Consider the following 12,559-nt stretch of genomic DNA (forward strand, 5'->3'; position numbering starts at 1 on the left):
CTTAAGCCTCCTCAACCTTCAAGCCCATGGAACGTGCAGATCCTATCAACATACGAACGGCACCATCAACGTCATTCGCATTCATATCTTTCATCTTTTGCTCAGCGATTTCACGCAATTGGCTGATTTTTACTGTACCAACAGTTGCACCCTTACCAATAACGGAGGCACCTTTGGAAATTTTTGCAGCTTTCAACAAAAAATAAGTATTAGGGGGTGTTTTAGTGATGAAGCTAAATGTACGATCTGCATAAGCTGTGATCACGACAGGAATAGGCATTCCTGGTTCCAGGCTTTGTGTTGCAGCATTAAACTCTTTACAAAATTGCATAATATTTAAGCCGCGCTGACCTAGGGCAGGCCCAACAGGTGGGGATGGATTCGCCTTTCCAGCTGGAATTTGCAATTTAATGTAGCCAACAATCTTTTTGGCCATATCCGGGTCTCCTTAACATTAATCTACCCAGACCGCGGTTCACACGAAAACCTAAAGAAAAATTCTTTTTTCCTTGTTGCTAAAGTAATCTCCCGCGTTCCGATAAGAGTTGATATTTTTCTTATAGTTTACAAAATTTGTCAAGATTTTATTTAAAATCCAATAAAATATTATTCTTAAAGATTGAAAAAAAAAATTATTCTTTTAAAAATTACAATTAATCAATAATTAATATAATCTAAAGGTAATCAATTAATGAAACATCTCATGATTTTACGTTGCGGTACAAAATCCATTCACAAATCATGGATACACCTTATACAAAAAATAATGGACATCGCTTTTGTATATTATGATAATGCTGATTTTTCACAAGACAACCCTACTTACACATATAAAGTTGAAGGAACAAAATTAAGTGGGGTTCATGACTTCATCATTAATAACCCAGATATTATTAATCAATATGATTTCTTTTGGCTATTTGAAGACGATTTATATATTTCCTATCAATCAGCAAGAAAAATCGTTAATTTTATTAATAAATATCAACCTGTCTTATCTGCCCCATCTTTAACGTTAGAAAGTTTTTTTACTCACCCTATTACACTGCAACAACAAACATTACTCTTACGAGGAACAGATTTTATTGAATGCATGGCTCCCATAATGAGCAGAAAATTTTTGAAAAACACTTTAGCTCAACTAAAAGAATTCCCACTATGGGGTATTGAAAGATATTGGCAGCATCTATTATGGGAAATGCAAGAGATTGCTTTTATCTACGATCAATGGCCTATAATACATACCAGAGCCCTTGGAACAGGAAGTTTATATCAAACAGCAGAAAAATTGCACATTGATTTTTTGGCGGATGATTCTAAAGCACGCGACCTATATGGGGGAAAATTCAACCACTCCTTACCTACTATACTTTTTGGATTAACCAATCAAAGTGATCCTGAGTTTTTAATTGCTTCTCAATTAAAAAAACATATTAACTTCAATTACTATATATTCGAAGAAATCTTCGAAAACGTAGCGAATCCCATTCATAATGAGCTTCTCCATCAATCAAATCATCGTAATACTTTATTCTCACAATTTCTATCTTTTTCCACGGTTCAAAAGCTTTTATCTATTAGAAATTTTTCACCTGATGAAAGTAATATTATTGTTCGTGAGTGGGCTTATGGCAGTCAAACAGACAATGTTTGTTGGTGTAATAATATGCAATTTGACATGAAAGGCCGTGTTCATAATTATTATCATGAAAACGAATATTATTGGAAAATCATTAATGGAAATTTAAATTTAATTTCCAAAGACCAGAAAATATCCACTATATTTGATCATAAAGAAATAACTCCTGATAATAAGATAAAATTAATAGGAAAATTCAATGGCAATGAACATCAATTACATTATTTAGAAGAAAGACATTAATTTCTTATCTGATGAAATTAATATTGAATCTTTTTATTTTTTGTAGGTAGGTTTTTATCAAATCCTAGATGATTATACTGCAAAACTTTAAAAGATTCTAAATTTTTAATAGGCAAATTCTGTCTACCCCATCCTCCTCCCAATGCAATAATTAGTTTTACAGATGCCTGCATCAATTTTGTCTTGCTTCGGACTTCAGCCAATTGGGCGGCTAATGCGGCGTTCTGGGCTGTAACAACGTCTAGATAAGTGGTTAATCCTCCTGTATATAATGACATTGCCATTCCCTGTGTCCGTAAGGCCGCTTCAGAGGCCTCCTTATTTTGTTCTAATTCCAGCCGCATCTTTTGCGTTAAGGTAAGATTATCCTCAACCTCGCGAAACGCATTCAAAATAGTGGAGCGATATTGATCCCGTGTTTGTCGGTAGACTGACCAGCCCTTTTGTAAACTTGCCCGACGTAATCCCCCCTGAAACAAGGGTAAAGCCCCCTGAATTGCCGCAGACCACATGCTGTTGGCCATATTTGCCAAGCCAAATCCCTTGTCCTGAAAACCACTTGCCGCGTTAATCGTGATATCAGGATAAAATGCAGCTTTTGATATGCCTATATGGCGATTGGCAGCGGCCATCTGTCGCTCAGCACTGGCTATATCAGGTCGACGTTGTAATAGAGTTGAGGGAAATTCCACCGGTATATTCGGTATATAATCATTTAGATTTGTTTTTACCGATTTTATATGAAAATCTTCGGGAAATTGATTAACCAAAACAGCGATCGCATGTTCGGTCAAATCCCGTCTGGCCTGTATCTCTGTTTGTTGTGCCTTTGTAATTGCCAATTGATTTTCGGCACGTGAAACGTCTATCCCAGCCGAAATGGCACCTGCCTGACGCATACGCGTGATATCAACCGCAGCTTCATAATATTGTATGGATTGACTTAAAACCTCATTCTGAGCATCATACCCACGTAAAAGCATATAACTGCCTGCCAGATCCCCTTCCAGAGATAGTTTTGCAGATTCATAATCAGCAGCTTTCGCTTGAACCAGGTTTCTTTGCATCCTTATTTCATTTCTAATTTTACCCCATAAGTCTGCTTCCCATAAAACAGAAGCCTGATATTGAATATTTGTTTCTTCAATTGGAGCATGACTGGTTTTACTTCGGAATAACCGGTGATGGGATTGTTTATATCTTCCACCACCAGCTTCAAGATTTAATTGTGGGTACAAATTCGATCTAACCTCTCCAAGAACAGCGCGACTTTGCATATAGGTTTCTGCAGCCGCTTGCAAATCAGGATTATTTTTTTCCAGATCGCTTTCCAGTTGATTTAACACAGGATCATGGAATATCTCCCACCATGCACCTTTAGGAATCTGATCCTCAGGTTGTGCAATATGAAAAGGGGCTGTTCCATGCCAATTTTCAGGCAGAACATAATGAACAGGTTTGTAATGCGGGGCTAAATCACATCCATTCAGAAAAACAAGACATGCCATTAACAAATAACCATATGGTATATTGGCTTTATCTGCCTTCTTATTCCACATTGGATTCAGCCGCATTTTTCTTGAACGAATCATTATCATATTTTTTTGTTACAGATTCGCTATTTTGAAAATTATCGTTATATCCTGGTGTGCTATCTACAATTTTAACCTGTTGCCCATTTAATAACCCAGCTGATGGATTATTCACAATCCAATCCGTTTTTTTTATCCCTGCCAATACCTGAATTGATTTACCAAGATTATTTCCTAGTTTTACCTTCTGCATCCGAACCCGATGATCATTCCCGACAACGGCAACTTGCATACCCTCACTACGAAAAATTAAAGCCTGTTCTGGAATGATCAAAATATCTGGATCTGCTGGGGTTATAAAATGAACCTGTACAAAAGTTCCGGGCCATAATATATGGGAGGCGTTTTCAACGGTCAATTCAGTTGTCACTGTACGGCTGGCCATATTAAACGCCCTTGCAGATGTCAAAAAATCCGCCTGAAAGGTTTTTCCTGGATATTGAATTGTTGTCAATTCAGCCTTTAACCCTTTTTTCAGGATTGATGCATAATCCTGCGGCACATCTACAAAAATACGGAGTTTATGAATATCAGAAACCGTAAACAACTCGGTTGCCTTACCTTGACGGCTTAAATCTCCATTATTATTCACAAAATCCCCTACATCCGTTAATCGCGACGTAACAACGCCACTAAAGGGGGACCTGATTTTTTTGAATGCCTGTAAAGCCTCATACCGGGCCACTTCATGGCCCGCTGCATCCACTTCAGCCTTTTGAACTTTAGCATTGGCGACCTGAACATCAACTTCCTGCTGGGATACCGCTCTGGTTCCTGACAAGGCCCGCCAACGTTTTGCCGTAACTGCCGCCAATTGATAGCGTGTCTGGGCAACTTTCAAATTTGCTTTTGCAGCCTCATACTGCGCGTCCAGACCAGGAGTGTCAATTGTTGCCAGTAATTCACCCGCTTTTACAGTCGCGCCATAATCCTTGTACCAATGTTGGACATATCCTGATACCTGTGCATAGATTGGCGCCTGATACCACGCCGATACATCTCCAGGCAAAGTGAGACTTCTTATCGCTGGACCTTTTTGTGGCTGGATACATTGAACAATGGGAAATGAATCTTTCCTGGCCTGTTCTGTCAGTTTGACAACATCGTGCTGTCGCTCAACAATTCCAAAAATTGCGTAAATACAAGCGCAAATTCCAATCATTAAAAAAATAGCCTTGGTTTTTTTTGAAAAGTTGGACATCCACTATTCCTTTATCCGGCCATGACGGTTATAAACCAATGCAAACACACATGGAACAAACAACAAGGTTGCAAATGTAGCCAGAGTTAGCCCCCCCATAACGGCTTTGCCTAAAGGGGCATTTTGTGTGTTACTGAATGACATCGGTATCATGCCAATTATCATTGCCGAAGCCGTCATTAAAACAGGCCTGATACGACCATATCCGGCCTCAACTGCGGCTTTTACCGCATCTCCATGCTCAGCAAGCCGTTCCCGAGCGAAAGAAACAACAAGAATGGAATTAGCAGTGGCCGTTCCCATGCACATAATTGCCCCTGTCAACGCGGGAACAGACAATGCGTTATGACTGATAAACAAACTCCAAGAAATCCCTGCCAGGGCACCCGGCAATGCAGTGATGATAATAAATGGATCTAGCCAGGATTGAAAATTGACAACGATAATCAGATAGACAAACAATATAGATAATGCCAATCCCCCCAGTAATTGCATATAAGCATTATACATTGTTGTAGCCTGCCCCCGAATGGCTATTGTAGAGCCACGGGGTATTGTCGCCTTTTCCCTTTTGATAACTTTTTTGATATCCCTGCTGACAGCCCCCAGATCTCGCCCTTCATTACTGGCATAAATCTCAAATACGGGCATGATATTGTAATGGGATATTTCACCACCTGATCCTGTATGATCAATACGGCTCAAGGATCCCAAAATCTGCGACTTGATTTTCTTTTCCCCTCTTTCGGAACCATTGACAGGAATGGTTTCCAGATCATTCATATTCTGTAAATCAGATTGTGGGGTTTGAATATTCACCAAATGAGACACCCCTGTCTTGATATCCAGCCAATAAGTGGGTGCGACCTGTCCGCTTCCCGATAAGGTTGCAAGAGCATTATTTGCAATATCCGCCTCAGTTAATCCTGTACTAAGAGCAAAATCACGACGGGTATTAATCATCAGGGTTGGTGTAGAAACCGTTTGTTGAACCCTTACATCCGCAATACCAGGAATACGCTTTAATTTTGCGGCAATATGTTTTGCATACTCATAGTTACCTGCCAAGTTTCGCCCCACGATCTGCACATTGATCGGGGCAGGTAAACCAAAATTTAAAATTTTGGCGGTGATATCACCCGGCGTGAAGGCAAAGTCTGTTCCTGGAAATTTTTTTCTTAATCCATGTCTGAGAATCTGGCGATATGCTGCAACAGGAGATTCAGAATTCCTTAATGAGATTGTCATGTCACAATCCTGTGACCCTATTGTCGGAGTTGCAACATAAGCCTGGTTGATACTGCTAAAGGGCAAACCACAATTATTGACAATTTCATAAACTTGCCCAGGTAACAAATCACTGATTTCTGAATTGACTAGATAAGAAATTTTACCTGTTTCCTCAATTCTTGAACCCAGAGGAGCACGCATGTGTAAATCTAGTTCACCAGATTTAATTTCTGGAAAGAAATCCTGTCCGACAAAAAATAATAAACCTACAGACAAAAAAGAAAAACTTAAAAAAATTAGGATAAATTTTTTCTTAACAAAAAGAATTTTATGCAAAAAAATTCGATAGTATCTTCTGAATTTCTCAAATCCCTGATCAAAATCATGCTGGAATCGTGCGAAAAAAGTTTCTTTTTTTTTATTGACGCCATGATTTTCCACTTGTCCACGCAACAGATAATAAGCCATGGTGGGAACAAAAGTTCTGGATAAAATAAAGGATGCTATCATTGCAAAAATGATCGCTTCAGCCATGGGCATGAATAACCATCCTCCCACCCCGGTCAGTTGGAACAACGGAAACCAGACGACACAAATACAGAGCGTTGAAACAAAAGTTGGAATCACAATTTGATTGGCCGCATCCACAATTGCATCATACAAGGGTTTACCCATTTCAAGATGCGTGTCAATATTCTCAATCATGACGGTGGCATCATCCACCAAAATCCCGACAGCCAGGGCCAGACCTCCCAATGTCATGACATTGATTGTCTGATGCATTGCCTCTAGACCAATCAGGGCGGATAAAATCGCCAAGGGGATGGAGGTTGCTATAATCAGGGTTGATCGCCATGAACCCAGAAATAGAATTACCACAATACTGGTCAGAAATGCAGCCGTGACCATTTCCCTTACAACATCATGAACGGAATCCTTAACAAAAACTGAGGCATCTGATAGAATGCTAACATCAACCCCTGGTGGCAGTGTCTTTTGCACTTGTGGCAATAACCTTTTGATACCAGCCACTACCTGAAGGGTGGAAATATCCCCTGTTTTCATAACGACCATCAAAATTGCCTTGTGCCCCTTCACCAAGACAAGATTGGTTTGCGGCGGTCCACCTCGATGTACCCAGGCAACATCCCTTAAAAAAACCGTTGCATTGCCGACTTTTTTAATTGGAATATTGTTAAATTCGTCAACAGCTCTGGGACTGGCATTGGTTTGAACCATAAAATCAATGGAACCGACTTTCTGGTCACCAGCTGGCAAGACAATATTTTGCTTGCCAAGGGCATTACCTACATCCGTTGCCGTTAACCCGTAAGCCAGTAAGCGAGCCTGATTCAAATCAACTTGAACATAATTGGAAACACCTCCATAAGGTGAGGGTAATGCCGCCCCCGCAACAGAAATCAAGGCCGGTCGTATCAGATTAGATGCCATATCATAAAGCTGGGACCCGGTAATAGTTTTGGATGAGACCTTTAACATCATGACAGGGATGGATGAAGCACTGTATTTAATGACCAGGGGGGGCGTCGTACCTTTGGGCATCTGTTTTAAAACGGTTTGGGAAACCGAGGTAATTTGTGTCTGGGCCTCTGCAATATCAGTACCGGGTTGAAAAAAAATCTTCACAATTCCACGCCCATAGTAAGAATTGCTTTCAATATGCTCAATATTATCAACCGTGGATGTCAAGGCCCGTTCATAATAGTAAACAATCCGCCCCGACATATCCTCTGGCATCAAACCTGTATAATTCCAGACAACAGCTACCACTGGAATTTTAATATCAGGAAATATATCCGTTGGTGTCCGGAATATAGCCAACACCCCAAAAACAAGAATTAAAATAGCCAGAACAACAAATGTATATGGACGCTTTAATGCCGTAATTACAATTGCATTCACCTTATTAAGATCCCATCCGTCTTTCTTCAATTAACCATATGATTTGCTCGTTCCTTGATAAAATGCTGTTAAACTATTTTAAAACATACCCATCTCTCGTTAAAATAATCTTATCCATTCTGGTTATTCAGTTTCCTTTTCCCCAATTTTTTCCAGCGATTGAATAAGTTTTTGGGTTTTACGACGGGCATCAGTGACGGAAGTGGCCGTATTTTCTATATAACGGGTCAATTTTTCAAAAATCATGTCAATTTTTATCATTTCTTGTCTGGTCTTGCCCAATAAACTTGAAACAAATTCCGTTTTCTCACTCAATGCCAATGAAACATAACCGAGATGAATAGTCCGTAATAAAGGCGGCATTAAGGCGGGGGACATAATTAAAATATGATAAACTCTGCCGATTTCGTCGATAAGACCGGGAATTCGAGCGATTTCCGTATAAAGTCCATCAGTTGGAACATATAAAACAGCGAATTCAACCGTTTTTGGCGGTACAATATATTTTGAAGCGATCTTTTTCGCCTCCTGCTTGACACAACTTTCCAGAGCTTTACGGGCAGCCTGTTCCGCGCCACTATTTCCTTCTTCAATAGCTTGTATTAATCGTTCATAAGCTTCCGTTGGGAATTTAGAATCAATGGCCATTAAAGGTTTATGGGAACCTTGTGCAGGCATATGAACGGCGAATTCGACAATTTCCATGCTGTTATCCTTTAAACGCACATTCCGTTCATAAGTTCCAGTTGGTAAAATATCATCTAATATTGATTGTAGCTGCGCCTCACCCCAGCCGCCACGCGTCTTAACATTTGTAAACAATCGCTTTAAATCGCTCATCTGCGCTGTTACAGAGTTAACCTCACCCATCAATTTTTGAATCTCGGAAAACTGTTCAACCACACGCTGAAAAGATGACTGCATTTGAGTTTCAACAGCCTTGTTCAGTCTTTCCGTTACAGATTGGCGCAACTCTGTTAAATTCTGTGAACTTTGCTCTGTTAAAAGCTGCATCGCCCTTGCCTGATCCAACCGTAACGTGGATTGTTCCTTCATCAAACTTTCGTTCATGACATGCAATCGCTCAGCCAGTTGGTTTTGACCATTCTGTAAACGGTCGAACAATTCCTTCTCAATTTTATCAAGATGCTGCTGCTGACGGTCTTGATCCTGTATTCGTGCGGAAGATTCCTTCTCGATTAAAAATGTTATTCTTTTTAAAATATCCTCCTGCCGATCATTTTTTTTTATTGATTGTTTCAATAAAAAAACAGCAGCCAAACCAAAGCCAATCAATACAATAATGAAAATAAAAAAATATTCCGTATAATTACTTATCATTGATCTATCGTCTCAACTTCAATTGTCTATACAATTATTAAAATAGATTTCGTAAAAAGCCTGGAGTTAGCAACATTGAAGGATATGCCTCCATATGAGGGTCTTTGAATTTTCCGTTAATGACAAAGGGAACGGCAATAAACCCCCCCCCTTTTTCTGGAACAAATAATTTTCCCACCCCCGGGACATGACTGAATAGTTTATTCACCGCATAAATCGGCACTATTGTTCCCTGCAAATCCAAAACCGCTTTATCAAGATTGATATCGCCCTTCAAAGTCGCTCCAAGTTCATCATTGAAAACACGACCATTTTTTATTTTCAGAATCCCCTTATTCAAAAAGATATTTCCTTTGAGAGCATCAATATTCAACGCATCCGCCTTTTGCCTTTTGAACCAACCATAAACAGAAAGATTACTGATCCGTTTTAAGGCGGTGGGAACATGATCAACAACAAAAGGCTCGATTTGTATCTTGCCGGTAAACGGGGCCTCAGGATCATTGTCATCAAAATTACCACTCAGAACACAATGCCCTCCTGAAATTCTATTTGATATTCCAACAATATTCAATAAATTGCCAAGATTCTGAGCATCCAGATAAAATTGTCGATTTGAATCCTTGGGAAATAATGACGCAGTTACCAAAGTTGGTTGGCGCATTCCATAAGAAAGACGCATCAACCGTAATCCATTATATTCAATATAGGCTGTTACTTCGCCCAGATTCTTATTCTTATCATAAAAGATTTTCTTGGCCTGAAGGTTAAAGATCCAACGTCTTCCCTTAAGTCCTTTGTACTTTCCTGTAGCTGCAACAGGAATATTATAATTCTGTGATTTCTTGGAAACGGCATGTTTTTTCCTGGATGTTCCAAGATAATCCTGAATAAATGGGGAAAGATCCAATGTATCTGCCTTGACAGAAATACGTACATCACCTTTTAAAGGGTTATGAAACGCTTCATCCGTCATTGGAAAATTAATGGTCGCTTTTCCTTCTGACCGTCCAGTTTTAAAATATTGAATATTTAATTGGGTTGGAATTCTGTTTTCGATATTCATATTGGCATGCACCAACAAGTCACTTCCCTGAGCATGCAAGTCTTGAATACCGACCAGTTTGTTGTCATTCAATATTATCGTTCCCGAAGCCTTCGCGGGTTTTGCAATTAGCTTGTGCCAAATCGGGAGTTTCAATTCAGTTCTTGATAGATCCAAATTTAAATTGATTATCGCTTTTTTGTCGTAAAATTTTGAATAATTTAAATCTAGAAAGGCTTGGCCCCCTATATCCTTAGCCATATCAAAACCTGTTTGTTTCAAGGTCTCTGACGTAATGGTCAAGCCAACTTTTGCTTTTTCAACAAGCGACCCAAGATGTTGATGCGTAAAATTTTGTCTATACTCAATACGCACAGGAAAATAAGATAAAAGACCATACCCATGTAAATCAAGTTGACGGGCATTCACGTCCACCACTAAATTCCCCTGTCTCAAATCCTGTCCTAACGCTATATCTTTTAGATAGACATTTTTAATCTCATTATGTCCCTGAATATCAATCTGTTCGATTTTCACCTTTTTCTTGAGGGGGATTTCCAAATGTAAATGCGTAGACAAATCCCCGGAAGGATTTTTAAAAGGGACAGGATGACGAGATAGCAAATGCAATCGTTGTTCAGATAATAAAGTTAATAAATCTTGCAACTTACCTTTTATCAAAAGCGTTATAATACCCAAATCCCGATGATTGCTTAATCCTGTAATCCACATATTTCCAGAAGGTATATTCAACTTGCGTAATTTCGAGGTGGTTCCATTTCCTGACCTGACAATTTGATAACCTCCTCGATATTTAATCAATATCCGATCAGGATCTACAAATAACATTTGTGCATTCATTTTCTGTAAAGGTGGGATGGGCCTTAACCAGTGAACCTCCAAATCTGTTGCCTGAGCAATTCCACCCTCCAAGTGAACCAGTCTCAAATGATGCCATCCCTCATGCCCCATAAGCCTTGCATGAATTGAAAAATCTCGCGCTTGCCCTCTTGTAATATTGCCCGTAACCCATTCATTGGCTCCTTTGGCTATGTGACGAGGCCAATATTCTTTTAATGTTGAAAAGTCTAGCAACGGACTACCCGCGGAAAAATCTGCATCAACCACTTTTGGATTTAACAGTGAGGATAATTTCAACCAACCCTTGAAATGAAAAAAAGGCCCGCTTTTCGCATTTTCCAAATTTGACGGAGATCTCAATTGCAGACAAATGTCGGAAAAATCAATCTTTGCAGGATATTTGGCATCTTCACCAAAAAAAGCGCTTATACGAGCATTGAAAAAAGATGGGAAATATTCCATATTTCCAACCCTTACATTCCCCTGAGCAGAATTTATTTTAATATCTGCCATATAAGGTTGCATGAAAGCTTTATTCTGGATAGAAAAACCTATATTCGCCTCAGCTGAAATAGGCATATTAACAGATTGCAAATAACGCAATTCCGGTATCATTTCTGCAATATTGGCGGGATTGACCTGATCGATCTCCATATGCCATTGGAGCTTTCCCGTTTTTTGCAAATTAACAATATCTGATGAAGTTATGGACTGAACAGAGCTTTGACCTTTAATTTGAACCTTATGACCATTAATATCAAAATTGAAATAGACTTTTCCAATAATGGTCAATGTTTTGTCAGCATAAAAAGGATGCACATCAACATCAATCTGTCTTGATTGAATCAAATTATGATCAATGTCATCTTTAAAAGATAAAACGGTTTTCTCAATTTTGACATGATACAAACGATGAAAGTCGATATCCAGCCTGGATTGTCTCGACAAACCCAATCCTGACAAATCCAGATTAACATGATTGTCTTTATATCTTCTTAAATGTAATTGTGCACCTGACAACTTGATATACAAAGGAACAATTTTTTTATGTCGTAATGATGATGTATCCAGCGTTAATTTTGCAAAGTCCAAATGATCCCTTACCTGGTTATAGACATCCAGTAACTTTAATCCCTCCAGTTCGAAAGTGACTGGTGTATTAAAGCCTTTCTTTAGAACAGGCCATTTCATAACCAACTTGTCAAACGTCAGTCTTCCAGCAGGTTTATCCTTCTCCATACCTTCTATAACCGTTAAAGGAAGCCAATATCGGGCGATAAAGGTAAGGTTGGCAGGTGCGCTTAATATGAATAATATAAAAGCTGACACCATCACGACCAGCAATACAATTACCGAACAGCCTGCCAGTAAAAATTTACGCAACCAGTTTCGTCTGTGTTTTATTTTTGAATCTTTATGAAATTCTTGCTCTTTCTTTATGGGCATTTTCATCTTAATATTTGTAAACTGAAAAAAACCAAACA

The 12,559-nt window shown here is 39.1% G+C and carries 7 protein-coding genes; 1 reads left to right on the forward strand and 6 read right to left on the reverse strand.

Annotation, left to right across the window (positions count from 1 at the left end; all coding sequences use genetic code 11):
• Nucleotide 1: 1 nt before the first annotated feature.
• Nucleotides 2-436, reverse strand: coding sequence for a 50S ribosomal protein L11 (gene rplK / locus H3T44_RS02930; protein ID WP_110438415.1), 435 nt, complete (start codon nt 434-436; stop codon nt 2-4).
• Between the two features lie 255 nt (nt 437-691).
• Between rplK and H3T44_RS02935 the strand changes: the two genes are divergently transcribed.
• Nucleotides 692-1,882, forward strand: a complete 1,191-nt coding sequence (locus tag H3T44_RS02935) for a hypothetical protein (protein WP_155565793.1) — start codon at nt 692-694, stop codon at nt 1,880-1,882.
• 17 nt (nt 1,883-1,899) lie between these two features.
• Here the strand turns inward: H3T44_RS02935 and H3T44_RS02940 are convergent, their stop codons facing one another.
• The 5 genes from H3T44_RS02940 to H3T44_RS02960 form a co-directional block, all read right to left on the reverse strand.
• Entirely contained in the window at nt 1,900-3,456 is a 1,557-nt protein-coding gene (locus H3T44_RS02940) for an efflux transporter outer membrane subunit (protein ID WP_232347485.1), read from the reverse strand.
• The gene (locus H3T44_RS02945) at nt 3,431-4,675 is read right to left on the reverse strand and encodes an efflux RND transporter periplasmic adaptor subunit (RefSeq protein ID WP_198195940.1); all 1,245 of its coding nucleotides are present in this window, start codon (nt 4,673-4,675) and stop codon (nt 3,431-3,433) included. Before H3T44_RS02945 ends, H3T44_RS02940 begins: the two co-directional genes overlap by 26 nt.
• 3 nt (nt 4,676-4,678) lie before the next feature.
• Nucleotides 4,679-7,828 carry an efflux RND transporter permease subunit gene (locus H3T44_RS02950; RefSeq protein WP_198195941.1) on the reverse strand — a complete coding sequence of 1,050 codons (3,150 nt, stop codon included), beginning with the start codon at nt 7,826-7,828 and terminating at the stop codon, nt 4,679-4,681.
• Nucleotides 7,829-7,951: 123 nt separating this feature from the next.
• A complete protein-coding gene (locus H3T44_RS02955; protein ID WP_198195942.1) occupies nt 7,952-9,169 on the reverse strand; it encodes a DNA recombination protein RmuC in 1,218 nt (405 codons plus the stop codon).
• Nucleotides 9,170-9,206: 37 nt separating this feature from the next.
• Nucleotides 9,207-12,521 carry an AsmA-like C-terminal region-containing protein gene (locus H3T44_RS02960; protein ID WP_198195944.1) on the reverse strand — a complete coding sequence of 1,105 codons (3,315 nt, stop codon included), beginning with the start codon at nt 12,519-12,521 and terminating at the stop codon, nt 9,207-9,209.
• Between the last annotated feature and the right edge of the window lie 38 nt (nt 12,522-12,559).

It is taken from the genome of Commensalibacter sp. M0355 (assembly GCF_016101365.1).
Taxonomy (GTDB): Bacteria; Pseudomonadota; Alphaproteobacteria; order Acetobacterales; family Acetobacteraceae; genus Commensalibacter; species Commensalibacter melissae.